This is a genomic window from Enterobacter cloacae complex sp. (genome assembly GCF_900322725.1).
GTDB classification, from domain to species: domain Bacteria; phylum Pseudomonadota; class Gammaproteobacteria; order Enterobacterales; family Enterobacteriaceae; genus Enterobacter; species Enterobacter quasihormaechei.
This window is the reverse complement of sequence record NZ_LT991957.1, coordinates 1,604,430-1,629,068: the sequence shown is the minus strand read 5'-3', so window position 1 is coordinate 1,629,068 and position 24,639 is coordinate 1,604,430. Positions and strand designations below refer to the sequence as shown.

Sequence of the window (24,639 nt, the reverse complement as noted above, 5' to 3'; positions counted from 1 at the left end):
AACAAGAGTTGTTATGGCCAAATCAGCACTCTTTACGGTGCATAAAAACGAGCCCTGCCCACAGTGCGGGGCTGAACTTGTTATTCGGTCCGGGAAACACGGTCCGTTTCTCGGTTGTTCACACTATCCGGAATGTGATTATGTCCGTCCCCTGAAAAGCCAGGCGGACGGACATATCGTCAAAATTCTGGAGGGGCAGCTTTGCCCTCTCTGTGGCGGTGAGCTGGCGCTGCGGCAGGGGCGATTCGGGATGTTTATCGGATGCAGTCGCTACCCGGAATGTGAGCATACGGAACAAATTGATAAGCCAGATGAAACGGCAATTGCCTGCCCTCAGTGCCAGCGTGGTCAACTGGTGCAGCGCCGCTCTCGTTATGGCAAAACCTTCCATTCATGCGATCGCTATCCTGAATGCCAGTTCGTTATCAATTTCAAACCAGTAGCGGGCGTCTGCTCTCATTGCGATTATCCGTTACTTATAGAGAAGAAAACCGCGCAAGGCGTGAAACGCTTTTGCGCCAGTAAACAATGTGGAAAGCCGGTTTCGGCGGATCAAATCAGTGAACAATAACCTGCCATCAGGCTCCATCGCTCAGGCGGTGGAAACCCTGAAAAAAGAAGAAGTCATCGCCTATCCAACAGAAGCCGTTTTTGGGGTCGGGTGCGATCCTGACAGCGAGGTTGCCGTTAGCCGGCTGCTGGCGCTTAAACAGCGGCCTGTCGAAAAAGGATTGATTCTGATCGCTGCGAGTTACGAGCAGCTTAAACCCTATATTGATGATTCCATGCTGACACCAGCACAGCGGGAAACCATTTTTTCTGCGTGGCCTGGTCCCGTAACGTTTGTTTTTCCTGCACCGCCGACAACGCCGCGCTGGTTGACCGGGCGTTTCGATTCACTTGCGGTACGTGTCACCGACCATCCGCTGGTGGTGGAGCTATGCCAGGCATTTGGTAAACCTTTGGTTTCTACCAGCGCCAACCTGACCGGGCTTCCCCCTTGTCGGACAACCGAAGAAGTTCTGGCGCAATTCGGGAATGATTTCCCGGTAGCCGTCGGTGAAACCGGTGGTCGTCTTAACCCGTCAGAAATTCGCGATGCCTTGACCGGCGAACGTTTTCGCTAGGGATAATGTGATGGAAACCTACGCTGTATTTGGTAACCCGATCGCGCACAGCAAGTCGCCTCTGATCCATCAGCTGTTTGCGGAGCAATTGCAGATAGATCATCCGTATGGTCGGGTCCTTGCGCCTGTTGATGCATTTATACCGACGCTGAATGGCTTTTTTGATGCGGGTGGTAAAGGTGCGAATGTGACTGTGCCTTTTAAAGAAGAGGCTTTCGGGCGTGCGGATGAGCTGACCGAGCGTGCGTCGCTCGCCGGTGCCGTTAATACGCTTAAGCGGCTCGAAGATGGCCGCCTTCTGGGCGATAACACCGACGGCATTGGTTTGCTCAGCGATCTGGAGCGACTGTCGTTTATTAAACCAGGCTTTCGGATCCTGCTGATCGGTGCGGGTGGCGCCTCGCGCGGCGTATTGCTTCCTCTCCTTTCTCTGGATTGTGCAGTGACGATTACCAACCGGACTTTCTCCAGAGCAGAAGAGCTGGCGGCGTTGTTCGCACATACTGGCAGCGTCACTGCGCTAGCGCTTGATGAGCTCGCGGGTCACGAATTTGACCTTGTTATTAATGCCACCTCCAGCGGTATTAATGGAGAGATCCCCGCAATTCCCACGTCCCTGATTCATTCCCATATCTATGCCTATGACATGTTTTATCAAAAAGGGAAGACGCCTTTTCTGAACTGGTGCGAACAACAGGGAGCAAAACATTTGGCTGATGGTCTGGGCATGCTGGTGGGGCAGGCGGCTCATGCGGTGTTACTCTGGCATGGCGTGTTACCTTCTGTAGAGCCGGTGATTGAAAAACTGAAACAGGAACTGATGGCGTGAATCAGGCGATTCATTTTCCCGATAGAGAAATCTGGGATGAGAACAGGCAAGCGGTTTGCTTCCCGGTGCTGGTGCATGGAATGCAGTTAACCTGTGCGATTAAAGGGGAAACGCTGCTCCAGCGCTTTGGGGGTTCAGAGCCGTTAGCGGTCTTTTGCGAAAATCGCTGGGATGTGGAAGAGGAAGCCAGCGATTTGATCCGCGATCAGCAGGAAGACGATCAGGGCTGGGTCTGGTTATCCTGGTCCAGATAGTCATTCTTCCATTTAACGTAATTGTTCGCGGAGTATTTTAACCCTTCGATTTCCGCCTCTTTTAAGGGGCGGATCTGCTTAACCGGGCTACCTAAATAGAGATAGCCACTTTCCAGGCGTTTGTTTTGTGGAACAAGGCTCCCTGCGCCGATCATTACGTCATCTTCTACTATGACGCCATCCAGCAAAATCGATCCCATCCCAACGAGAACCCTGTTACCGATCGTGCAGCCGTGGAGCATCACCTTATGACCGACGGTAACATCTTCCCCAATGATGAGCGGATTGCCTTCTGGGTTGTAAGATGATTTATGCGTCACATGCAGCACGCTGCCGTCCTGAATATTGGTGCGTGCACCGATTGCAACGTAGTTAACATCGCCCCGAATCGCGACAAGTGGCCAGATGCTGACATCATCGGCCATGCGGACATCACCCACAACCACGCTGCTGGCATCGATCATCACGCGATCGCCTTGTTGGGGGTACAGATCTTTATAAGGGCGTAATACTGCAAACATATCTACCTCGATATAAATGAGCGTTATAAAGAAGACTTTGATCGTAATTGGGGATCGAGGCAAGGCAAAATGCGTCAATTTTTAAGCGGATCGGGTGGGTTTTCAGCGAAAAGCACGGAAAATCAGCAGTTGGAAAAAAAGATCTAAAAAATACTTGTGCTAAAAACTGGGATCCCTATAATGCGCCTCCATCGACACGGCGGATGTGAATCACTTCACAGACAACGCGGTCGGTTGAAGAGAAAAAATCCTGAAATAACGGGTTGACTCTGAAAGAGGAAAGCGTAATATACGCCACCTCGCGACAGAGCGCTGAAGCGCGTCGCAACTGCTCTTTAACAATTTATCAGACAATCTGTGTGGGCACTCAAAGTGACATGGATTCTTAACGTCGCAAGACGATAAATGAATACCAAGTCTCAACGAGTGAACACGTAATTCATTACGAAGTTTAATTCATTGAGCATCAAACTTTTAAATTGAAGAGTTTGATCATGGCTCAGATTGAACGCTGGCGGCAGGCCTAACACATGCAAGTCGAACGGTAACAGGAAGCAGCTTGCTGCTTCGCTGACGAGTGGCGGACGGGTGAGTAATGTCTGGGAAACTGCCTGATGGAGGGGGATAACTACTGGAAACGGTAGCTAATACCGCATAACGTCGCAAGACCAAAGAGGGGGACCTTCGGGCCTCTTGCCATCGGATGTGCCCAGATGGGATTAGCTAGTAGGTGGGGTAACGGCTCACCTAGGCGACGATCCCTAGCTGGTCTGAGAGGATGACCAGCCACACTGGAACTGAGACACGGTCCAGACTCCTACGGGAGGCAGCAGTGGGGAATATTGCACAATGGGCGCAAGCCTGATGCAGCCATGCCGCGTGTATGAAGAAGGCCTTCGGGTTGTAAAGTACTTTCAGCGGGGAGGAAGGTGTTGAGGTTAATAACCTCAGCAATTGACGTTACCCGCAGAAGAAGCACCGGCTAACTCCGTGCCAGCAGCCGCGGTAATACGGAGGGTGCAAGCGTTAATCGGAATTACTGGGCGTAAAGCGCACGCAGGCGGTCTGTCAAGTCGGATGTGAAATCCCCGGGCTCAACCTGGGAACTGCATTCGAAACTGGCAGGCTAGAGTCTTGTAGAGGGGGGTAGAATTCCAGGTGTAGCGGTGAAATGCGTAGAGATCTGGAGGAATACCGGTGGCGAAGGCGGCCCCCTGGACAAAGACTGACGCTCAGGTGCGAAAGCGTGGGGAGCAAACAGGATTAGATACCCTGGTAGTCCACGCCGTAAACGATGTCGACTTGGAGGTTGTGCCCTTGAGGCGTGGCTTCCGGAGCTAACGCGTTAAGTCGACCGCCTGGGGAGTACGGCCGCAAGGTTAAAACTCAAATGAATTGACGGGGGCCCGCACAAGCGGTGGAGCATGTGGTTTAATTCGATGCAACGCGAAGAACCTTACCTACTCTTGACATCCAGAGAACTTAGCAGAGATGCTTTGGTGCCTTCGGGAACTCTGAGACAGGTGCTGCATGGCTGTCGTCAGCTCGTGTTGTGAAATGTTGGGTTAAGTCCCGCAACGAGCGCAACCCTTATCCTTTGTTGCCAGCGGTTAGGCCGGGAACTCAAAGGAGACTGCCAGTGATAAACTGGAGGAAGGTGGGGATGACGTCAAGTCATCATGGCCCTTACGAGTAGGGCTACACACGTGCTACAATGGCGCATACAAAGAGAAGCGACCTCGCGAGAGCAAGCGGACCTCATAAAGTGCGTCGTAGTCCGGATTGGAGTCTGCAACTCGACTCCATGAAGTCGGAATCGCTAGTAATCGTGGATCAGAATGCCACGGTGAATACGTTCCCGGGCCTTGTACACACCGCCCGTCACACCATGGGAGTGGGTTGCAAAAGAAGTAGGTAGCTTAACCTTCGGGAGGGCGCTTACCACTTTGTGATTCATGACTGGGGTGAAGTCGTAACAAGGTAACCGTAGGGGAACCTGCGGTTGGATCACCTCCTTACCTTAAAGAACCTGCCTTTGTAGTGCTCACACAGATTGTCTGATGAAAAGTAAATAGCAAGGCGTCTTGCGATTGAGACTGTACGTCCCCTTCGTCTAGAGGCCCAGGACACCGCCCTTTCACGGCGGTAACAGGGGTTCGAATCCCCTAGGGGACGCCACTTGCTGGTTCGTGAGTGAAAGTCACCTGCCGTCATATCTCAAAACTGACTTGCGAGTCATGTTTGAGATATTTGCTCTTTAAAAATCTGGATCAAGCTGAAAATTGAAACGACACACAGCTCATGTGTGTTCGAGTCTCTCAAATTTTCGCAATCAGAAGTGAAACATCTTCGGGTTGTGAGGTTAAGCGACTAAGCGTACACGGTGGATGCCCTGGCAGTCAGAGGCGATGAAGGACGTGCTAATCTGCGAAAAGCGACGGCGAGGTGATATGAACCCCTGACCCGTCGATGTCCGAATGGGGAAACCCAGTGCAATCCGTTGCACTATCGTTAACTGAATACATAGGTTAACGAGGCGAACCGGGGGAACTGAAACATCTAAGTACCCCGAGGAAAAGAAATCAACCGAGATTCCCCCAGTAGCGGCGAGCGAACGGGGAGCAGCCCGGAGTCTGAATCAGCTTGTGTGTTAGTGGAACGGTCTGGAAAGTCCGACGGTACAGGGTGATAGTCCCGTACACGAAAACACACTTGTTGTGAACTCGAAGAGTAGGGCGGGACACGTGGTATCCTGTCTGAATATGGGGGGACCATCCTCCAAGGCTAAATACTCCTGACTGACCGATAGTGAACCAGTACCGTGAGGGAAAGGCGAAAAGAACCCCGGCGAGGGGAGTGAAAAAGAACCTGAAACCGTGTACGTACAAGCAGTGGGAGCCTCTTTATGGGGTGACTGCGTACCTTTTGTATAATGGGTCAGCGACTTATATTCTGTAGCAAGGTTAACCGTATAGGGGAGCCGAAGGGAAACCGAGTCTTAACTGGGCGTTAAGTTGCAGGGTATAGACCCGAAACCCGGTGATCTAGCCATGGGCAGGTTGAAGGTTGGGTAACACTAACTGGAGGACCGAACCGACTAATGTTGAAAAATTAGCGGATGACCTGTGGCTGGGGGTGAAAGGCCAATCAAACCGGGAGATAGCTGGTTCTCCCCGAAAGCTATTTAGGTAGCGCCTCGTGAATTCATCTTCGGGGGTAGAGCACTGTTTCGGCTAGGGGGCCATCCCGGCTTACCAACCCGATGCAAACTACGAATACCGAAGAATGTTATCACGGGAGACACACGGCGGGTGCTAACGTCCGTCGTGAAGAGGGAAACAACCCAGACCGCCAGCTAAGGTCCCAAAGTCATGGTTAAGTGGGAAACGATGTGGGAAGGCACAGACAGCCAGGATGTTGGCTTAGAAGCAGCCATCATTTAAAGAAAGCGTAATAGCTCACTGGTCGAGTCGGCCTGCGCGGAAGATGTAACGGGGCTAAACCATGCACCGAAGCTGCGGCAGCGACACTATGTGTTGTTGGGTAGGGGAGCGTTCTGTAAGCCGTTGAAGGTGGCCTGTGAGGGTTGCTGGAGGTATCAGAAGTGCGAATGCTGACATAAGTAACGATAAAGCGGGTGAAAAGCCCGCTCGCCGGAAGACCAAGGGTTCCTGTCCAACGTTAATCGGGGCAGGGTGAGTCGACCCCTAAGGCGAGGCCGAAAGGCGTAGTCGATGGGAAACAGGTTAATATTCCTGTACTTGGTGTTACTGCGAAGGGGGGACGGAGAAGGCTATGTCAGCCGGGCGACGGTTGTCCCGGTTTAAGCATGTAGGCGGAGGTTCCAGGTAAATCCGGTACCTTTTAACGCTGAGGTGTGATGACGAGGCACTACGGTGCTGAAGTGATAAATGCCCTGCTTCCAGGAAAAGCCTCTAAGCATCAGGTAACACGAAATCGTACCCCAAACCGACACAGGTGGTCAGGTAGAGAATACCAAGGCGCTTGAGAGAACTCGGGTGAAGGAACTAGGCAAAATGGTGCCGTAACTTCGGGAGAAGGCACGCTGATATGTAGGTGAAGTCCCTGCGGACGGAGCTGAAATCAGTCGAAGATACCAGCTGGCTGCAACTGTTTATTAAAAACACAGCACTGTGCAAACACGAAAGTGGACGTATACGGTGTGACGCCTGCCCGGTGCCGGAAGGTTAATTGATGGGGTTAGCGGCAACGCGAAGCTCTTGATCGAAGCCCCGGTAAACGGCGGCCGTAACTATAACGGTCCTAAGGTAGCGAAATTCCTTGTCGGGTAAGTTCCGACCTGCACGAATGGCGTAATGATGGCCAGGCTGTCTCCACCCGAGACTCAGTGAAATTGAACTCGCTGTGAAGATGCAGTGTACCCGCGGCAAGACGGAAAGACCCCGTGAACCTTTACTATAGCTTGACACTGAACACTGGTCCTTGATGTGTAGGATAGGTGGGAGGCTTTGAAGCGTGGACGCCAGTCTGCGTGGAGCCAACCTTGAAATACCACCCTTTAATGGCTGGTGTTCTAACGTAGACCCGTAATCCGGGTTGCGGACAGTGTCTGGTGGGTAGTTTGACTGGGGCGGTCTCCTCCCAAAGAGTAACGGAGGAGCACGAAGGTTGGCTAATCCTGGTCGGACATCAGGAGGTTAGTGCAATGGCATAAGCCAGCTTGACTGCGAGCGTGACGGCGCGAGCAGGTGCGAAAGCAGGTCATAGTGATCCGGTGGTTCTGAATGGAAGGGCCATCGCTCAACGGATAAAAGGTACTCCGGGGATAACAGGCTGATACCGCCCAAGAGTTCATATCGACGGCGGTGTTTGGCACCTCGATGTCGGCTCATCACATCCTGGGGCTGAAGTAGGTCCCAAGGGTATGGCTGTTCGCCATTTAAAGTGGTACGCGAGCTGGGTTTAGAACGTCGTGAGACAGTTCGGTCCCTATCTGCCGTGGGCGCTGGAGAATTGAGGGGGGCTGCTCCTAGTACGAGAGGACCGGAGTGGACGCATCACTGGTGTTCGGGTTGTCATGCCAATGGCACTGCCCGGTAGCTAAATGCGGAAGAGATAAGTGCTGAAAGCATCTAAGCACGAAACTTGCCCCGAGATGAGTTCTCCCTGAGACTTTAAGTCTCCTGAAGGAACGTTGAAGACGACGACGTTGATAGGTCGGGTGTGTAAGCGCAGCGATGCGTTGAGCTAACCGATACTAATGAACCGTGAGGCTTAACCTTACAACGCCGAAGATGTTTTGGCGAAGAGACAGATTTTCAGCCTGATACAGAAGTAAAAGAATTTGCCTGGCGGCTTTAGCGCGGTGGTCCCACCTGACCCCATGCCGAACTCAGAAGTGAAACGCCGTAGCGCCGATGGTAGTGTGGGGTCTCCCCATGTGAGAGTAGGGAACTGCCAGGCATCAAATTTAGCGTGCTGATATGGCTCAGTTGGTAGAGCGCACCCTTGGTAAGGGTGAGGTCCCCAGTTCGACTCTGGGTATCAGCACCACTTTATACTTAGGTTAAAGTTCGGCAAGAAGTAAAAGAATTTGTCTGGCGGCTTTAGCGCGGTGGTCCCACCTGACCCCATGCCGAACTCAGAAGTGAAACGCCGTAGCGCCGATGGTAGTGTGGGGTCTCCCCATGTGAGAGTAGGGAACTGCCAGGCATCAAACAAGTAGAAAGGCCATCCGAAAGGATGGCCTTTTTGCGTTATGCGTACTGTTAAATCCCTCACTTCGTTAATCCCTCTCGCGAAATTCGCACATATCGGCGTATACCTATGCGTTTAACTGGCAAAATAGTGCGTATACATAAAGTAATCGAAACGCAGCAGGAGTGAGGTTACTGGCAGGGTTAACTGTGTAAAGCAGGAAGCGTAGTAGGGTATTAAATAGAGTTAATAGCGGGTAAAGCCAGAATGGAAAATATAAGCGCTTACATCACAACAAAATAAAAGCGCGGACATCGCCGCGCTTTTGAAAGCCTTATTTAGTCAGGGCAACAATACCCAGCGTCAGGCCCGCTATTGCCGCGGCGCCACCGGCTATCGCACCTGCTGTTTCCCAGTTATCCTGGGTGGTGCCCTTCATGCAGGTATTGGTGTGAACCAGTCGGCCCTGATCGTCGTATACCGGTACACATGGAGAGTCGTGCGCACAGCCAGCAAGCAGCGCAGCGAGGAGTGCAACGGAAAGGAATCTTTTCATGATGTTACCTCAAAATAATCGCTTATTCGCTACAGAGCCGATGCGGCAATTAACGAATTGATGATTATTTTACCACCGTGCTAATACCATGCAGAACAGTGAATAATCTCAATTTGTGTGGATTGTAAAAATCATGGAGAAAAGGAGCGGGTGGAGATAATTAATGGAGAAAATGTGAAGGACCGATATATTTATTCTGTTGTTTTCCGTAAATAAAAAAGGCACCCGAGGTGCCTTTTAATTTTTCATTAATCCTTGTGCTTTGTAAACCGTCTTCGGACAACCACAAAGAAAACAGGAACGAAGAAAATGGCCAGCAGCGTAGCTGACAGCATCCCGCCCATCACGCCCGTACCGACAGCGTTTTGTGCCCCACTTCCTGCACCACTACTGATTACCAGAGGCATAACGCCAAGGATGAATGCCAGGGAAGTCATCAGGATAGGACGCAGACGCATACGTGAGGCTTCCAGCGTGGCTTCGATAATCCCTTTGCCTTCTTTATCCATGAGATCCTTGGCGAACTCAACAATCAGTATGGCGTTTTTGGCGGATAAACCAATTGTCGTAAGCAGTCCAACCTGGAAGTAAACGTCATTGTTCAGCCCGCGCACCGATGCAGCCAGAAGCGCGCCGATCACCCCCAGGGGCACGACCAGCATGACCGAGAATGGAATTGACCAGCTTTCATAGAGGGCAGCCAGACACAGGAACACCACTATCAGCGAAATGGCGTACAGTGCTGGAGCCTGATTACCGGAAAGACGTTCCTGGTAAGACATCCCCGTCCAGTCGTAGCCGATGCCGGAAGGCAGTTTCGACGCAAGGCTTTCCATCAACGCCATTGCCTCACCGGTACTTTTGCCTGGCGCAGACTCACCGAGGATCTCCATTGACGGCATCCCATTGTAACGTTCCAGACGGGGGGAACCGTACACCCAGTGAGAGCTGCTAAAGGCAGAGAAAGGCACCATTTCGCCGTTGGCGCTACGCACATACAGGCCGTTAATGTCTCCTGGCAGCATACGGAAGCGAGCGTCAGCCTGTACGTAAACTTTTTTCACGCGTCCATGATCGATAAAGTCATTCACATAGGTGCCACCCAATGCTGTTGAGATGGTCTGATTAACATCAGATACGCTCACACCTAACGCCTGTGCTTTCTCCTGATCGACATCCAGCTTGAATTGAGGCGTATCCTCCAGGCCGTTAGGACGTACGCGGACCAGTAAATCTGGATGTTCTCTCACCATGCCAAGCAGCTGGTTACGCGCCTGCGTTAGTTGCGTATGCCCCAGGTTTGCCTGGTCAATCAGTTCGAAGTCGAAGCCTGTCGCCGTGCCCAGCTCAATAATCGCGGGCAGGTTAAACGGAAATACAAGGCCATCTTTGATCTGGCTGAACGCTTTCGTCGCACGGCTGACAATGGCGCTAACGCTGTTTTCATCGCCCGGGCGTTCTTCCCAGGGCTTCAGGCTGACGAACGCGATACCGGCGTTTTGGCCCTGGCCGCTAAAGCTAAAGCCGTTTACGGTGAAGACCGATTCAACGTTCGCTTTCTCTTTCGTCAGATAATAATCCTGAACCTGATCGAGCACCTGTTGAGTGCGCATCTGCGTCGCCCCTGCCGGCAGCTGAACCATCGTCATAAACACCCCCTGATCCTCTTCCGGCAGGAAGGAGGAAGGCAGGCGCAGGAACAGGACTGCCATGCCGCCGACGATGATGACGTATACCAGCAGATAGCGCCCGGTCTTACGTAAAATACCGCTTACGCTGTTGCTGTAGTGCTCCACGCTCTTATCAAAAAGCGCGTTAAACCAGCCAAAGAAGCCACCTTTCTTTTCATGATGCTCGCTGGCAACGGGTTTGAGCAGGGTTGCACAAAGCGCTGGCGTTAATATCAGCGCGACCAGCACCGACAGGGCCATCGCGGAGACGATGGTTAGCGAGAACTGACGATAGATAGCCCCGGTAGAGCCTCCAAAAAATGCCATCGGTATAAACACCGCCGAAAGCACCATGGCAATGCCCACCAGAGCGCCCTGGATTTGTTCCATCGACTTCTGCGTCGCCTCTTTTGGCGGCAGCTTGTCCTCCACCATCACGCGTTCTACGTTCTCGACCACCACGATGGCATCATCGACGAGCAAACCTATCGCCAATACCATCCCGAACATCGTCAGAGTGTTAATGGAGAAACCGAACGCAGCCAGTACCGCAAAAGTACCCAGCAACACCACGGGCACCGCGATAGTCGGTATAAGGGTTGCCCGCAGGTTTTGCAGGAACAGGTACATCACCAGGAACACGAGAACGATCGCTTCAAACAGCGTCTTCACCACTTCATGTATTGAGATCTTCACGAAAGGTGTGGTGTCGTATGGATAGACAACTCTCAGGCCCTGCGGGAAGAAGGGCTGTAACTGCGCCAGTTTGCTCTTGATGGCGGCAGCGGTATCCAGCGCGTTTGCGCCAGTCGCCAGCTTGATCCCGAGCCCCGTCGCGGCCTGCCCGTTGATTTTGGTGACCATGTTGTAGTTTTCACCACCCAGCTCAATGCGGGCCACGTCTTTCAGGTGGACCATTGAACCGTCCTGGTTCACCTTCAGCGTCACACGGCCAAACTCCTCCGGCGATTTCAGGCGCGTTTGAGCAATAATTGAGGCGTTCAGCTGCTGACCCGGTACAGATGGCGTCCCCCCCAACTGGCCCGCCGCAATCTGGTCGTTCTGTGTTTTCAGCTGGTTAATGACGTCCAGCGGCGTGAGCTGGTACTTATTCATTGCGTTGCTGTCCAGCCAGATGCGCATGGCATACTGCGCACCGAACAGTTGCACGTCACCGACGCCGGAAGTACGGCTGATCGCATCTTTTACGTTAGAAGCAACATAGTCGGAGATATCATCCTGGGTAAGGTTTTTATTATCCGACACGAAGCCCGCAACCAGCAGGAAGCTGCTGCTGGATTTTTCCACGCCGATCCCCTGTTGCTGCACTTCCTGCGGCAGCAGCGGCATGGCGAGCTGAAGCTTGTTCTGAACCTGAACCTGCGCGATATCAGGATCCGTACCCGACTCGAACGTCAGAGTGATGGTGACGTTACCGGCAGAATCACTGGTGGACGACATGTACATCAGATTGTCGATTCCGTTCATGTTCTGTTCGATAACCTGCGTCACCGTGTCCTGTACCGTCTGGGCATCCGCGCCAGGGTAGGTTGCTGTCACCGCAACCGCGGGTGGCGCAATGGTAGGATATTGCGCGACCGGCAGTTTTAAAATGGCCAGCCCGCCCGCAATCATCAGAATGATGGCGAGTACCCAGGCGAAAACAGGCCGTTGAATAAAGAAATTAGCCATGTCGATATCCCTTAACTGGCTGGAGTAGCGGCGGTATCAGGAATAGCCACGACGGTGGCGCCAGGGCGAACTTTTTGCAGGCCGCTGGTGATGACGCGGTCACCGTTTTTAAGGCCGTCCGTGACCAGCCACCGATCGCCAATCGCCTGCGGTGCAACGACAGTGCGAGATTCCACCTGATTTTTATCGTTTACCACAAGCACGGTGGCATCCCCGCGCGGTGTACGGGTTAACCCCTGCTGGGGAACAAGAATGGCATCCGGCTGCGTACCTTCATCGATGCGCGCACGGACAAACATACCCGGTAACAGCATATGCTGAGGGTTAGGGAAGAGGGCGCGAAGGGTGATTGAGCCGGTACTTTCATCTACCGTGACGTCAGAAAACTGTAACGTTCCTTTTAACGGATAAGGCTGGCCGTTTTCCATCAGCAGCTCGACGCTGCTGGTGTCGCCCTTTTGCAGGCTCGTCTGCTTCAGACGCATAAAATCGCTGCTGGACTGGGTCACGTCGACATAAATTGGATCGAGCTGCTGAACCGTCGCCAGCGCAGTCGACTGACCATTCGTGACGAGCGCCCCTTCAGTAACGCTGGATTTACCAATGCGCCCGCTGATTGGCGATGTGACTTTCGTGTAGGCGAGGTTGATCCGCGCGCTTTCAACGCCAGCCTTCGCGGCAACGACGCTCGCATCCGCCTGCTGAGCAGTTGCCACCGCCTGATCGTACTCCTGCTTGCTCACATATTGCGTACCGACCAGCGGAACGTAACGTTTCACCGTCAGATGGGCAATGTTTGCCGCCGCCTGCGCTTTTACCAGTTCACCTTTCGCATTGTCGTAGGCTGCCTGATAGGTGGCAGGATCGATCTGATAAAGGGATTCACCCGCTTTGACATCGCTGCCTTCGGTAAAATTACGGTGCAGAATGATACCACTGACCTGGGGACGAACCTCCGCAACACGATACGCATCTGTTCTGCCTGGTAATTCCGTCGTTACGGCCAGCGGCGCGCTTTTGACAATATGAACATTCACCTGGGGGGCTTGCGCATGCTGCTGTGAATTTTCCTGCCCATCGCACCCGGCGAGCAGTGCGGCACAGACAATGAAACCGGATAAGGGTAAGCGTCTGAAATGAGTCGTCATTACTGTTCCTTAAACTACCCCTAAACCGATAATTGCCGTGAATCGGTGAGAGGGTATGAGGCAAAAATAAAAATGTAGCTGCGTATAATAATGAGGGTATTTAATGTTTTTTAATTTATACGTGCTGGAGGGGCATTAAAAAGTAAAAATCAGAATCTGGCCCAGTGCTTTCAATATGCAATTTCTGTCAGGATAACCAGTGCAAATGTTTTGGGGGCGCTTTATTCATATATTTTGTGAATGCAATGCATTGAACTTATTTGGCTGAATTATAAATTAAGCAAATTGACTTTTTTTGTGCAAAATGAAAATCGGTTATGATGAATACTTTATTTATCTGACCCCATCATTACGTTTGGTAGTGTATTAATCGTATGAGCAATGAGTAGCAGGCTATGGCGCGTAAAAAGAAAGAAGAGGCTCAAAAGACCCGTCAGCAGTTGATTGAAGCCGCTATCGGGCTATTCGCGACGCGGGGCGTGGCTAACACCACGCTCACCGACATCGCCGATGCTGCGCAACTCACTCGCGGGGCAGTTTACTGGCATTTTTCGAGTAAAGCGGAAATATTTAACGCCATCTGGGAACAGCAATTACCGCTGCGTGAGATGATTCGTGACAGGTTAATGCTTTCTGAAAAAGATGACCCGCTGTTAATGCTTCGTGAACAATTTATTGTCGGCTTGCAATATATTGCAAGCAATCCCCGGCAGTATGCTCTTCTACAGATTTTGTATCATAAGTGTGAATTTCATGACGATGTGATTTCAGAATGTGAAATACGAAAGCGGATTGGTTTAAACGATGATTATCTTCGCAGGACGCTGAGGCAATGCATTGCTCGTAACATCATCTCGTCACAAACGAATATTGAACTGGCGGTAATAGTTTTCCACGCCTTTTTTAGCGGAGTCATCAAAAACTGGCTCATGAACAGCAACAGTTTCAACCTGTACCAACAGGCGCCGGCGCTGGTGGATAATATTCTGGCGACGCTGCATATCACCCGAGTGACGCCAGTGGTTTACGATACGGCCTCATGACGGCGTCCGGGGTGGCGACATCTCCCCGTGCTGGCACTGTTCCGTAATCGCTTTCGCGGTAATCGGTTTGCCCAGCAGATAACCCTGTAGCGTATTACATCCCAGTTCTGTCAAAAACGCCTGCTGCGCTGCGGTTTCCACCCCTTCCGCCACAACCTTCAGATTCAGCGTTTTTGCCAGAGCGACAATCGCCGAGACAATCGTTGCATCTTCGCTCTCTCCACTTAACTCTTTCACGAAAGCGCGATCGATTTTTAACTCACAGGCGGGGAGCCGCTTAAGATAGAGCAGGCTTGAGTAACCTGTACCAAAATCGTCTATCGAGGCTTTTACGCCCGCATCCGTCAGCGCTGTCAGGACGCGAACGCTTTCGTCTGGATTGCTCATCGCCGTAGTTTCAGTCACCTCCAGGATCAACATACCGGGCGGTACGCTATGGCACGTCAGACAATCAAGAACCGTTTTAACCAGCGTCGGCTGTTCGAACTGCAACGTAGAAAGATTCACCGCCATTGACCAGTCCGTGTGACCCTGAAGATGCCATTCACGCAGCTGACGGCAGGCCTCGTCGATGACCCAGTTTCCAATGGGAATAATTAACCCGGTTTTCTCTGCCAGCGGGAGAAACAGCTCGGGAGACAATAATCCTTGTTTTGGATGCTGCCAGCGTAACAGCGCTTCAAACCCGAGTACTGGCCCGGCAGGGGCGTGGAATTTAGGTTGATATAGCAGGCGTAGCTCATTACGGTCGATGGCCTGCCACAGATCGTTCATCAACTGAAGATGCGTCTGCGCCAGCGAATTCATTGACGGCTGGAAGAAGTGATAACCGTTGCGACCCATATGTTTTGTGTGATACATCGCCGCATCAGCGTTAAACATCAGTTCACGATCGGTGTTGCCGTCGTGCGGATAGAGCGCGATGCCAATGCTCAGGGTGACCATCAGCTCGTAAGGATCGAGATGGAACGGGCTATCAATAACGCGCACCAGTGAATTGGCCAGTGAGGCTGCATCATCCGGGCTGTCAGTTTCGGCCAGCAGGACGAATTCATCCCCACCGATACGCGCCAGCGTGTACTGACCTTTCAACTGCAACAGCAGGCGCTGAGTCACGGCAACCAGAAGCTTGTCACCGATGTCATGACCGTAGGAATCATTTACGGTTTTAAAACCATCGAGATCCATAAACATCAGCGCGAAGGCGTTCCCCTCGCGATCGGCCTTGCTGATAGCCTGATCGAGACGATCCTCCAGCAGAATGCGATTGGGCAAACGCGTCAGCGTGTCATGTAATGCCAGCTGTGCGAGCTCGCGGTTAGCTTCTGCCAGCGATGAGGCCAGCAGCGAGGTACGAGCCTGAAGGCGGGCATCGAACATCGACACCAGTAATGTGATCCCCAAAATAGCAAGCGCGACCACGCTTACCAGTACCGCCAGCCAGCTACCGTTAATGCCATGATGGTGGACCATCGTCGACACCGGAAACTGGGCGGCTTCCATGCCGGCGTAATGCATACCAGCGATAGCGATGCCCATGGTGATCGCCGCCCCCAGCCGCATCAGCGCCATTTGTGCGGCTTCCTGTCGTAAACGGAACGTCAGCCAAAGAGCGGCCAGTGACGCGGCCAGGGCAATGACCACAGAGACGGCCACCCACGTGTTATCCCAGACAATACCCGGTGTGACTTCCAGTGCAGCCATTCCGGTGTAGTGCATGGCAACAATGCCCGTTCCCATCACGGCTGCGCCGGGGAGCAGCCGGTGCAGACGCAACTGCTCACCGCTAACGAGCCACAGGGCGAACATCGACGAGCTGATGGCGATAACCATCGAAAGCACGGTCAGGGCCGCGTTGTAGCTCATGCTCATGGAAAGATCCATCGCCAGCATACCGATGAAATGCATCGCCCACACGCCAATCCCCATCGACACTCCGCCGCCTGCCAACCAGACGCGCGCAGCGACGCCCTGGCTACCGGCAACGCGCGCAGCCATATTCAGTGCGGTATAGGCGGCAAGAATGGCGACAACAAAGGAGATGACGACGAGGATTTGGTTGTATTGGCTAACCAGCATGGTCTGTTCACTCGTTGGGGGATGTTAAGCAAGAGCGGTTGGAAAGGGCACAGACATTATCATCGTCAGGAAATGACGAAAAGTGATTTAAATCCCTGTTTTTATTAGGTGATAGCAGGGGTGGCGCAGGGGGGAGCGGTTAGTCCAGCTCTGAACAGTTCACCAGTTTTAGCGGATTTACGGAATTCATATTGCGACATTTATCGGTTTCAGTGCTCATCAGTTCAATCCACTGCATCAGCAGCGCATCGAAAAGGAAAACAGAGACAGCAAAAACGACCAGCCACCAGTATTTACGAATCATGTGTCATTCCGCGAAAAGAGAACCTGTAAGGTGCTGGAAATATACACGAAAAGCGGGCGTTGAAAAGTGGGGAACGAGAAGGTTTACAAAGGTTGACGGTCGCCCATTTGGGCGATAAAAAAGGCGCTTCCCCATGCCGAAGAGCGCCTTTTTAAACAAGCAGTTAGCTAATTGAAATTAGTTCATGCCGTATTTTTTCAATTTCTTACGCAGGGTACCACGGTTGATGCCCATCATCAGGGCAGCGCGGGTTTGATTACCACGGGTGTATTGCATCACCATGTCCAACAGTGGCTGTTCAACTTCAGCCAGTACCAGCTCATACAGGTCATTAACATCCTGACCGTTCAGTTGAGCAAAATAGTTCTTCAGTGCCTGTTTAACCGAGTCACGCAGGGGCTTTTGAGTCACCTGATCCTGAGAGTTAACGGTAGATACGGTCAGTACGTCAGAATTTACGCGTTGTTCGAACATAGTTCTGTCAGCTCTTTATTTCATTACGCAAGATTTTCGAAGTATGCCTCCAACGCCTCCAGCTGTTCGCTGGCATCCTCAATGGCGTTGAATGTGCGCCGAAACTGGTCATTTGGAGCGTGCTCCTGGAGATACCAGGAGACGTGTTTACGCGCAATTCGGTACCCTTTTGCCTGGCCGTAGTGGTCATGCAGTTCCCGAACATGCGAACAAAGCAAGCGCTTAACCTCTGCCAGAGGCAGCGGGGCAAGCAGCTCCCCAGTGTCCAGATAATGCTGGATTTCCCGAAAGATCCAGGGTCTTCCCTGAGCGGCACGTCCTATCATCAGAGCATCAGCTCCCGTATAGTCGAGCACAGCTCTGGCTTTAAGCGGGTCAGTAATGTCGCCATTCGCGATAATCGGAATGGAAACTTTCTGCTTAACTGCCCGAATGCTGTCGTATTCAGCTTCACCGTTGAACAAACAGGCGCGAGTGCGTCCATGAATGGTCAGGGCCTGAATGCCACAGTCTTCGGCCAGTTGGGCAATCTCTACGCAGTTACGGTGTTCCGGCGACCAACCCGTGCGAATCTTTAACGTAACAGGAACGTCCACTGCGCTGACAACCGCCGTCAGGATTGACTTCACCTGGTCGGGGTATTGCAGAAGGGCTGAACCTGCAAGCTTGCGATTCACCTTTTTGGCCGGGCAACCCATATTGATATCAATAATCTGGGCGCCACTTACCACGTTAATACGCGCGGCATCTGCCATTTCTTCAGGCACGCTTCCGGCAATTTGCACGGTGCGAATACCTGGCTCATCAACGTGCACCATCCGTAGGCGGGACTTATCGCTTTCCCAAACCTGCGGGTTAGACGACATCATCTCGGAAACGGTCAGTCCTGCTCCCATCTCGTAGCACAGCGTCCTGAACGGCCGGTCGGTAATACCTGCCATGGGTGCTGCGATCAGGCGATTTCTGAGCTGGTGGTGTCCGATGCGCATGAGTTAAGAAATGACCATACTGTGACTGCAAGGCGGCGTATATTACGCATTTTTTGCACGAGATGAAAGGCCAAACTTTGAACAATCCACTGCTGTAGATCAATGAATCGCCAGTCATACTTTTGGGATAAGATTATTCGCTATTTAAATCATTGGGTTATGAATAAATGAACGTTTTGTGGACTCTTACAATTTCCCGTAACTTCTCATCATTTCTGAATAAATGAATCAATTGTCCGGGATAATCTGCTGCTATATGCAGCAGATTAGGGTGCTTCTTGCGATCTGTGTCGCCTTTCAGCACAGGATATCAGCGCAAAAAATCGACTTATTCAACCACCAGGCGGCCATGAAGCGGCTGGACCGGGCGGTTGTTATCGTGATGCATTGTGTGAGTGAATTTTTGCAGCTGTTCAGCAGAGACGGTCAGCGGCTGCTTAAGCACCAGCCACGTTACCCCTTCTGAGCACGGCGGCGTGGTCAGAGAGCCGCTGAAGCGCCAGTAGGTTTTATCCGCGGGCAGGAGTTTATTGATATCGAGGGTTGGCTTGATCGTGACGTTCTGGTCAACCTGTCCCGGCATCACGCTCCAGAGTTTATCCAGCTCAGCGTTTGCCGCACCCTGGTCGAACATAACGGCAACGACCGTCAGTTCGCCGTCAGCATTTTTGTGCACCAGATGCATTTCCATCGCGTATTTTTTACCGTGCACCGTGTTTTCGGATGGCGCATGGAAATGGAACTGTTGTAACGTCCAGGTCTGTTTATCAAGCGTGATGCTGTCGCGTGTATCGGCGTTTTCACTCGCCTGGATAGTATGGCCGTTGTTTGTCAGGGTGACCGGGCCGTCGATGTAGTGTGTTTCCAGCGGAGAGATATGGGCTTTAACCGTGCTATCAATGTTAATCGGCGACTGATACATCCCGCTTTTACACGTTTTATACGCCTCGTCCAGTTCGCCCCAGTGCTCCGGTGCGCCTTCTCCCTGATAGCTCCAGTGTGATGCGTAAGCCGAAGCCGACATCATGCTCAGCGCCAGCAGCGCTGCCTTGCCTGCAATATGTTTCATCGTATTCTTCCTGTGAATTTTATTATCCAAATCAATAATTAACATTATTGTTTGCAGGGTTATTTTATCGGAGAAAGGATGAAGGCGGGAGGGAAAACCGAAGGGGAAAGGCGTGGTCAGAGGACCACGCCAAATGCTTATTTTTTACGACCGGTGATGCGGCACCACTCTTCTTTCTCGACGACCGGGTCGAGCGCAAAGAGATCGGCGTAGGCTTCGCAGACGCTGTCTGCCTGGCTTGCCAGAATGCCGGACAGACCCAGCAGGCCGCCCTCAACCGGCAGGACGCTGATTAACGGCGCCAGCTCGCGTAACGGGCCAGCCAGGATATTCGCGACCACCACATCGGCTTTCATGGCCTCTGGCTGTGCATCGGGCAGATACAGTTCAAGGCGATCGGAAACGCCGTTACGCTCGGCGTTATCACGGCTGGCCTGAATCGCCTGCGGATCGATGTCGATCCCGATGGCTTTGGCCGCGCCCAGCTTCAGCGCCGCGATAGCGAGGATCCCGGATCCGCAGCCGAAGTCGATCACGGTTTTGCCTTCCAGATCCAGACCATCCAGCCATTGCAGGCACAGGGAGGTTGTCGGGTGAGTACCGGTTCCAAACGCCAGTCCCGGATCGAGCATCACGTTCACCGCGTTTTCATCGGGAACCTCGCGCCAGCTTGGGCAGATCCACAGACGCTGACCAAACTGCATCGGATGGAAGTTGTCCATCCACTCGCGTTCCCAGTCTTTGTCTTCCAGCTGTTCGATTTTATGCGCGAAGCCTGCGCCCAGCAGCGGATGGTTTTCCAGAATCGCCACCACCTCTTTCATGTCGGTTTCTGCATCAAACAGGCCGATAACGTCGGTATCGCCCCACAGGCGCGTTTCGCCCGGCAGCGGCTCAAAGACCGGCGTGTCATGGGTATCCTGGAAAGTGATAGAGACCGAACCGGCTTCCATCAGCGCATCACTCAGTTCTTCGGCGTTCGCACCGGTTGTGTTCAGTTTTAATTGGATCCACGGCATGGCAAAACTCTTTATTTATCAGTAGACATCAGGGTGGCGGGTGGTACGGGGCGGCCGAAACGGTTACCCACCACAAACGCCAGTAAACTTAACAGCAGCGAGGGCACAATCGGGTGAAAGCCCAGATACTGAATTTTAAACGTTGCGAGAACGGCATACAGAACGCCCCCGACAATCATGCCGCTTAACGCACCCGCGGCATTAGCGCGTTCCCAGTACAGGCCCAGCACCAGCGGCCACAGGAAAACGGCCTCCAGCCCGCCAAAGGCGAGCAGGTTCAACCAGATGATCATCTCCGGTGGACGCCACGCGGCCAGCAGCAGCAGCGCACCCAGTACCAGGGTGATCGCGGCCGACATACGCTTCAGGCGACGCTCATTTTCAACCTGTTCAGGGCGCAGGTTCAGGTAGAGATCTTTAATGATCGTAGCGGAACTTTGCAGTAACTGGGCGTTGATGGTCGACATAATGGCCGCCATGGGCGCGGCGAGGAAAATCCCGGCGGCAAACGGCGGCAGCACTTTTACCATCAGGGTCGGGATGACCAGATCCGGCACGGTAAGGTCAGGGATCACCGCGCGTCCCAGCGCGCCCGCCAGGTGCATGCCAAACATCAGGATCGCCACCACAATCGTCCCGATGATGATCCCCCGGTGCACGGCTTTGCTGTCTTTATAAGAGATGCAGCGCACGGCGGTATGCGGCAGGCCAATGACCCCAAAGCACACCAGCACCCAGAACGAAGTCATGAAGGTTGGAGAGAGAATATCATCCGCCCCCTGCGGCGAGACCAGCTTCGGATCGATCGCTTCCAGGGTTTCAACCGCATGGCCCAGGCCACCCGCGGCATGCACGATGCCGACCAGAAGAACGAGGGTGCCTACGAGCATCACCAGCCCCTGCATCGTGTCGTTCAGCACGCTGGCGCGGAACCCGCCAAACGCGGTATACAGCGCGATGCTGACGCCGAAGATGACCAGACCCGTCTCGTAGGGGATCCCGGCCGCCGTTTCCAGCAGGCGCGCGCCGCCGATGAACTGCACGGTCATCGCCCCGATGAACGCCACCAGCAGGCTCAGGCTTGCCAGCCATACCAGCAGGCGGCTCTGATAGCGGGCAAACAGCATATCGTTCAGCGTCACGGCATTGTAGCGGCGAGCCAGGATGGCAAATTTTTTACCCAGTATGCCAAGCGAGAGCCAGATGGCAGGAAGCTGGATCATGGCCAGCAGTACCCAGCCCAGTCCGTACTTATAGGCCGCGCCGGGGCCACCGATAAACGAGCTGGCGCTGATGTAGGTGGCGGTCAGCGTCATCGCCAGCACGACGCCACCCATTGAGCGGCTCCCGAGGAAATACTCGTTCAGAAAGGTGCCGGTCGAACGTTTACGCATCGCATAAACCGACAGGCCAAACACCAGGAACAGGTAAGCGATAAGGGGCAGAATGACTTCAAGCTGCATCATCGTCCTCCAGAGAAATATCGCGATAGATGAATTTCACCATCGCCCAGCACAGCACAATAAACACCAGCGGCAGCAGCAGGCAGGCCATTTCAAACCAGTGCGGAAGGCCGGTTATGCCGATAGCTGAATCAGGTAAGTAAGCAGTTACTAACCAAGCAGCAAGATAGAGAAGGGTCAGCCACAGCGCCCAGCGCGCTTCTTTATGGGCCTGAACAAAACGCTTGTCCATTTTTTGTCCCTTGTGGATGAAGAAAGCGGGGATTGTACATGATGGGGCTTTGCGATCCCCAGAAATAAAAAAGGCCGGATTATCCGGCCTTTTAGCAACGCTGGTCTGTTACTTCTCGTTCAGACCGAGTTTTTTCTCCAGGTAGTGGATGTTAGTTCCACCATTCTGGAAGTGCTCGTCGCTCATGATGCGCATCTGGAGATCAACGTTGGTTTTGATCCCATCGATGATCAGCTCCTGTAGGGCGTTCTTCATGCGGGCAATCGCCACGTCACGGTTTTCGCCGTAGCAGATGAGCTTACCGATCATTGAGTCATAGTACGGCGGTACGGTGTAACCGGCGTAGATATGGGACTCCCAGCGCACACCAAAGCCACCCGGCGCGTGGAAACGCGTGATTTTACCCGGGCTTGGCAGGAAGGTGTTCGGGTCTTCGGCGTTGATACGGCACTCTACCGCATGGCCTTTCACCACAACTTCTTCCTGCTTGATGGACAGCGGCTGACCGGCTGCGATACGCAGCTGCTCTTTGATCAGGTCAACGCCGGTGATCATTTCGGTAACCGGGTGTTCAACCTGAATACGGGTGTTCATCTCAATGAAGTAGAACTCGCCGTTTTCGAACAGGAACTCAAAGGTACCCGCCCCGCGATAGCCGATATCAACACAGGCTTTAGCGCAACGCTCGCCGATGTAGCGACGCAGTTCCGGGGTAATGCCCGGCGCTGGCGCTTCTTCAACGACTTTCTGGTGACGACGCTGCATGGAGCAGTCACGTTCTGCCAGATAAATCGCGTTACCCTGACCGTCGGCCAGCACCTGAATTTCGATGTGGCGTGGGTTTTCCAGGTATTTTTCCATGTACACCATGTCATTGCTGAAAGCCGCTTTCGCTTCCGCTTTGGTCATGGAGATGGACTGCGCCAGTTCGGCATCGCTGCGCACAACGCGCATACCGCGACCGCCGCCGCCGCCGGACGCCTTGATGATAACCGGGTAGCCAATGCGTTTAGCATGAGCACGGTTAGCATCCATGTCGTCGGTCAACGGGCCGTCAGAGCCTGGTACGGTTGGAACACCGGCTTTTTTCATCGCGGTGATGGCAGACACTTTGTCGCCCATCAGGCGAATGGTGTCGGCTTTCGGGCCGATGAAGATAAAGCCAGAGCGTTCAACCTGCTCAGCAAAGTTGGCGTTCTCAGAGAGGAAGCCGTAGCCCGGGTGGATCGCGACCGCGCCGGTGATTTCGGCGGCGCTGATGATCGCCGGAATGTTCAGATAGCTTTTTACGGACGGAGCCGGACCGATACAGACCGTCTCATCCGCCAGCAATACGTGTTTTAAATCGCGATCCGCGCTTGAGTGCACGGCCACGGTCTTGATGCCCAGTTCTTTACAGGCACGAAGAATACGCAGTGCAATCTCGCCACGGTTGGCGATAACAATTTTATCCAGCATGTTCGCCTCGTTACTCGATGACGACCAGCGGCTCGTCAAATTCTACCGGCTGACCACTTTCGACCAGAATCGCTTTCACAGTACCTGATTTGTCTGCTTCGATCTGGTTCATCATTTTCATGGCTTCAACGATGCACAGGGTATCGCCTACGTTGACTTTCTGACCCACTTCGATGAACGCTTTCGCATCCGGGCTCGGGGTGCGGTAGAAAGTACCAACCATTGGGGAACGTACGATGTGACCACTGATTTCTGTTGCAGCCGCAGGTGCTGCTTCTGCTGCCGCTGGCGCAACGGCTGCGGCGAGCGCAGGCTGTTGCACTGGCGCAGCGTAAGCTTGCTGCATTACCGGGAAGCTAGCGGCTGGGGCTGCACGGCTGATGCGTACAGACTCTTCGCCTTCAGAAATTTCCAGTTCGGAGATGCCTGATTCTTCAACCAGCTCGATCAGTTTTTTAATCTTACGAATATCCATGAGTGGGTTCCGTACTCTTGTTTAGTGTGATTGTGACAAGCGTTTTACCGCTGTCTGTAAAGCGTATGAATAGCCGTCTGCACCCAGCCCACAAATCACGCCAGCGGCGATATCTGACAGGTAGGAATGGTGGCGGAACGGCTCTCGAGCGTGCACGTTACTCAGGTGGATCTCGATAAACGGGATACTCACCGCGAGCAGTGCGTCGCGTATAGCAACACTGGTGTGCGTAAACGCGGCCGGATTGATCAGGATATAGTCCACAGTGTCTTTAGCCTGATGAATACGGTCGATGATTGCGTACTCCGCATTTGACTGAAAATGGTCCAAATCCACATTCAGCGAGGCTGCTTCCGTACCCAGACGGTTAACAATTTCGCTCAATGTCAGCGTGCCGTACTTCTCTGGCTCACGGGTGCCGAGCATGTTCAGGTTCGGTCCGTTCAAAACTAAAATTTGGAATTTGTCAGCCATTGTGCCGCTATCTCCTGCGATTTTCGGGTAAAAAACAACATATACCCTCAACGCGCAATTGTCACCCTTTCAGAGGCCTAAAAC

The 24,639-nt window shown here is 53.0% G+C and carries 20 protein-coding genes, 2 tRNA genes and 4 rRNA genes; 11 read left to right on the top strand and 15 right to left on the bottom strand.

Going from position 1 to position 24,639, the window contains the following annotated elements:
* Positions 1 to 13: 13 nt before the first annotated feature.
* Genes DBR02_RS08200 through DBR02_RS08185 form a run of 4 tightly spaced genes read left to right on the top strand, consistent with a single transcriptional unit; the run spans position 14 to position 2,210 of the window.
* Positions 14 to 571: a DNA topoisomerase family protein gene (locus DBR02_RS08200; RefSeq protein WP_107534018.1), complete on the top strand. Its 558-nt coding sequence runs from the start codon at positions 14 to 16 to the stop codon at positions 569 to 571.
* Complete coding sequence (tsaC, locus tag DBR02_RS08195; protein WP_107534017.1) at positions 561 to 1,127, top strand: L-threonylcarbamoyladenylate synthase type 1 TsaC; 567 nt, start codon at positions 561 to 563, stop codon at positions 1,125 to 1,127. The genes DBR02_RS08200 and tsaC overlap by 11 nt, the downstream gene beginning before the upstream one ends.
* A gap of 10 nt (positions 1,128 to 1,137) precedes the next feature.
* The gene (gene aroE / locus DBR02_RS08190) at positions 1,138 to 1,956 is read left to right on the top strand and encodes a shikimate dehydrogenase (RefSeq protein WP_064910970.1); all 819 of its coding nucleotides are present in this window, start codon (positions 1,138 to 1,140) and stop codon (positions 1,954 to 1,956) included.
* Entirely contained in the window at positions 1,953 to 2,210 is a 258-nt protein-coding gene (locus tag DBR02_RS08185) for a DUF1488 domain-containing protein (protein ID WP_107534016.1), read from the top strand. Before aroE ends, DBR02_RS08185 begins: the two co-directional genes overlap by 4 nt.
* Here the strand turns inward: DBR02_RS08185 and DBR02_RS08180 are convergent.
* Positions 2,177 to 2,731, bottom strand: a complete 555-nt coding sequence (locus DBR02_RS08180; RefSeq protein ID WP_063450574.1) for a gamma carbonic anhydrase family protein — start codon at positions 2,729 to 2,731, stop codon at positions 2,177 to 2,179. The genes DBR02_RS08185 and DBR02_RS08180 overlap by 34 nt on opposite strands.
* 476 nt (positions 2,732 to 3,207) lie before the next feature.
* Here DBR02_RS08180 and DBR02_RS08165 point away from each other — a divergent pair.
* The 6 genes from DBR02_RS08165 to rrf (DBR02_RS08140) all read left to right on the top strand — a co-directional run bounded on the left by DBR02_RS08165 (position 3,208) and on the right by rrf (DBR02_RS08140) (position 8,425).
* Positions 3,208 to 4,749: ribosomal RNA gene (locus DBR02_RS08165) — 16S ribosomal RNA — on the top strand.
* An 84-nt stretch (positions 4,750 to 4,833) separates the two neighbouring features.
* Positions 4,834 to 4,909: transfer RNA gene (locus tag DBR02_RS08160), tRNA-Glu, on the top strand.
* 182 nt (positions 4,910 to 5,091) lie between these two features.
* A 23S ribosomal RNA gene (locus DBR02_RS08155) occupies positions 5,092 to 7,995 on the top strand.
* Between the two features lie 65 nt (positions 7,996 to 8,060).
* Positions 8,061 to 8,176 (top strand): 5S ribosomal RNA (gene rrf, locus DBR02_RS08150).
* Positions 8,177 to 8,190: 14 nt separating this feature from the next.
* Positions 8,191 to 8,266: transfer RNA gene (locus tag DBR02_RS08145), tRNA-Thr, on the top strand.
* A gap of 43 nt (positions 8,267 to 8,309) precedes the next feature.
* Positions 8,310 to 8,425 (top strand): 5S ribosomal RNA (rrf, locus tag DBR02_RS08140).
* Together the 16S, 23S and 5S rRNA genes with 2 tRNA genes alongside form the textbook arrangement of a ribosomal RNA operon.
* Positions 8,426 to 8,744: 319 nt before the next feature.
* Here the strand turns inward: rrf (DBR02_RS08140) and DBR02_RS08135 are convergent.
* The 3 genes from DBR02_RS08135 to DBR02_RS08125 all read right to left on the bottom strand — a co-directional run bounded on the left by DBR02_RS08135 (position 8,745) and on the right by DBR02_RS08125 (position 13,476).
* Entirely contained in the window at positions 8,745 to 8,966 is a 222-nt protein-coding gene (locus DBR02_RS08135; RefSeq protein ID WP_003860364.1) for a lipoprotein, read from the bottom strand.
* A gap of 248 nt (positions 8,967 to 9,214) precedes the next feature.
* On the bottom strand, positions 9,215 to 12,328 hold the full coding sequence (locus tag DBR02_RS08130) for an efflux RND transporter permease subunit (protein ID WP_107534015.1): 3,114 nt from the start codon (positions 12,326 to 12,328) through the stop codon (positions 9,215 to 9,217).
* Between the two features lie 11 nt (positions 12,329 to 12,339).
* Entirely contained in the window at positions 12,340 to 13,476 is a 1,137-nt protein-coding gene (locus DBR02_RS08125) for an efflux RND transporter periplasmic adaptor subunit (protein WP_107534014.1), read from the bottom strand.
* 395 nt (positions 13,477 to 13,871) lie between these two features.
* On the opposite strand from DBR02_RS08125, the gene envR reads away from it, so the two are divergent.
* Entirely contained in the window at positions 13,872 to 14,519 is a 648-nt protein-coding gene (gene envR / locus DBR02_RS08120; protein ID WP_107534013.1) for an acrEF/envCD operon transcriptional regulator, read from the top strand.
* Here envR and DBR02_RS08115 read toward each other — a convergent pair.
* From DBR02_RS08115 to aroQ, 11 genes are all read right to left on the bottom strand, one after another.
* Entirely contained in the window at positions 14,514 to 16,598 is a 2,085-nt protein-coding gene (locus DBR02_RS08115; protein ID WP_107534011.1) for a putative bifunctional diguanylate cyclase/phosphodiesterase, read from the bottom strand. The genes envR and DBR02_RS08115 overlap by 6 nt on opposite strands.
* Before the next feature lie 139 nt (positions 16,599 to 16,737).
* Positions 16,738 to 16,902 (bottom strand): DUF2556 family protein, encoded by a 165-nt coding sequence (locus DBR02_RS08110; RefSeq protein WP_063450987.1) that lies wholly within the window; start codon positions 16,900 to 16,902, stop codon positions 16,738 to 16,740.
* Between the two features lie 177 nt (positions 16,903 to 17,079).
* A complete protein-coding gene (fis, locus tag DBR02_RS08105) occupies positions 17,080 to 17,376 on the bottom strand; it encodes a DNA-binding transcriptional regulator Fis (RefSeq protein ID WP_000462905.1) in 297 nt (98 codons plus the stop codon).
* A gap of 23 nt (positions 17,377 to 17,399) precedes the next feature.
* Complete coding sequence (gene dusB, locus DBR02_RS08100; RefSeq protein ID WP_107534009.1) at positions 17,400 to 18,365, bottom strand: tRNA dihydrouridine synthase DusB; 966 nt, start codon at positions 18,363 to 18,365, stop codon at positions 17,400 to 17,402.
* A 328-nt stretch (positions 18,366 to 18,693) separates the two neighbouring features.
* Positions 18,694 to 19,434 carry a carbonic anhydrase gene (locus tag DBR02_RS08095; RefSeq protein ID WP_063867530.1) on the bottom strand — a complete coding sequence of 247 codons (741 nt, stop codon included), beginning with the start codon at positions 19,432 to 19,434 and terminating at the stop codon, positions 18,694 to 18,696.
* A gap of 137 nt (positions 19,435 to 19,571) precedes the next feature.
* Entirely contained in the window at positions 19,572 to 20,453 is an 882-nt protein-coding gene (gene prmA, locus DBR02_RS08090; protein ID WP_017382703.1) for a 50S ribosomal protein L11 methyltransferase, read from the bottom strand.
* Positions 20,454 to 20,464: 11 nt separating this feature from the next.
* Positions 20,465 to 21,916 carry a sodium/pantothenate symporter gene (gene panF / locus DBR02_RS08085; RefSeq protein ID WP_063867532.1) on the bottom strand — a complete coding sequence of 484 codons (1,452 nt, stop codon included), beginning with the start codon at positions 21,914 to 21,916 and terminating at the stop codon, positions 20,465 to 20,467.
* A complete protein-coding gene (locus DBR02_RS08080) occupies positions 21,906 to 22,148 on the bottom strand; it encodes a YhdT family protein (protein WP_022649569.1) in 243 nt (80 codons plus the stop codon). The genes panF and DBR02_RS08080 overlap by 11 nt, the downstream gene beginning before the upstream one ends.
* A 108-nt stretch (positions 22,149 to 22,256) precedes the next feature.
* Positions 22,257 to 23,606 (bottom strand): acetyl-CoA carboxylase biotin carboxylase subunit, encoded by a 1,350-nt coding sequence (gene accC / locus DBR02_RS08075; protein WP_003860388.1) that lies wholly within the window; start codon positions 23,604 to 23,606, stop codon positions 22,257 to 22,259.
* A gap of 10 nt (positions 23,607 to 23,616) precedes the next feature.
* Positions 23,617 to 24,081, bottom strand: coding sequence for an acetyl-CoA carboxylase biotin carboxyl carrier protein (gene accB, locus DBR02_RS08070; protein WP_063450991.1), 465 nt, complete (start codon positions 24,079 to 24,081; stop codon positions 23,617 to 23,619).
* A 21-nt stretch (positions 24,082 to 24,102) separates the two neighbouring features.
* The gene (aroQ, locus tag DBR02_RS08060) at positions 24,103 to 24,555 is read right to left on the bottom strand and encodes a type II 3-dehydroquinate dehydratase (RefSeq protein ID WP_022649568.1); all 453 of its coding nucleotides are present in this window, start codon (positions 24,553 to 24,555) and stop codon (positions 24,103 to 24,105) included.
* Between the last annotated feature and the right edge of the window lie 84 nt (positions 24,556 to 24,639).

Bases quoted from the DNA above. Each gene is read 5' to 3' on its own strand.
- DBR02_RS08200 (WP_107534018.1), top strand. From the start codon at position 14: ATGGCCAAATCAGCACTCTTTACGGTGCATAAAAACGAGCCCTGCCCA.
- aroE (WP_064910970.1), top strand. From the start codon at position 1,138: ATGGAAACCTACGCTGTATTTGGTAACCCGATCGCGCACAGCAAGTCG.
- DBR02_RS08180 (WP_063450574.1), bottom strand. From the start codon at position 2,731: ATGTTTGCAGTATTACGCCCTTATAAAGATCTGTACCCCCAACAAGGC.
- DBR02_RS08135 (WP_003860364.1), bottom strand. From the start codon at position 8,966: ATGAAAAGATTCCTTTCCGTTGCACTCCTCGCTGCGCTGCTTGCTGGC.
- DBR02_RS08130 (WP_107534015.1), bottom strand. From the start codon at position 12,328: ATGGCTAATTTCTTTATTCAACGGCCTGTTTTCGCCTGGGTACTCGCC.
- DBR02_RS08125 (WP_107534014.1), bottom strand. From the start codon at position 13,476: ATGACGACTCATTTCAGACGCTTACCCTTATCCGGTTTCATTGTCTGT.
- envR (WP_107534013.1), top strand. From the start codon at position 13,872: ATGGCGCGTAAAAAGAAAGAAGAGGCTCAAAAGACCCGTCAGCAGTTG.
- DBR02_RS08115 (WP_107534011.1), bottom strand. From the start codon at position 16,598: ATGCTGGTTAGCCAATACAACCAAATCCTCGTCGTCATCTCCTTTGTT.
- DBR02_RS08110 (WP_063450987.1), bottom strand. From the start codon at position 16,902: ATGATTCGTAAATACTGGTGGCTGGTCGTTTTTGCTGTCTCTGTTTTC.
- fis (WP_000462905.1), bottom strand. From the start codon at position 17,376: ATGTTCGAACAACGCGTAAATTCTGACGTACTGACCGTATCTACCGTT.
- dusB (WP_107534009.1), bottom strand. From the start codon at position 18,365: ATGCGCATCGGACACCACCAGCTCAGAAATCGCCTGATCGCAGCACCC.
- DBR02_RS08095 (WP_063867530.1), bottom strand. From the start codon at position 19,434: ATGAAACATATTGCAGGCAAGGCAGCGCTGCTGGCGCTGAGCATGATG.
- prmA (WP_017382703.1), bottom strand. From the start codon at position 20,453: ATGCCGTGGATCCAATTAAAACTGAACACAACCGGTGCGAACGCCGAA.
- panF (WP_063867532.1), bottom strand. From the start codon at position 21,916: ATGCAGCTTGAAGTCATTCTGCCCCTTATCGCTTACCTGTTCCTGGTG.
- DBR02_RS08080 (WP_022649569.1), bottom strand. From the start codon at position 22,148: ATGGACAAGCGTTTTGTTCAGGCCCATAAAGAAGCGCGCTGGGCGCTG.
- accC (WP_003860388.1), bottom strand. From the start codon at position 23,606: ATGCTGGATAAAATTGTTATCGCCAACCGTGGCGAGATTGCACTGCGT.
- accB (WP_063450991.1), bottom strand. From the start codon at position 24,081: ATGGATATTCGTAAGATTAAAAAACTGATCGAGCTGGTTGAAGAATCA.
- aroQ (WP_022649568.1), bottom strand. From the start codon at position 24,555: ATGGCTGACAAATTCCAAATTTTAGTTTTGAACGGACCGAACCTGAAC.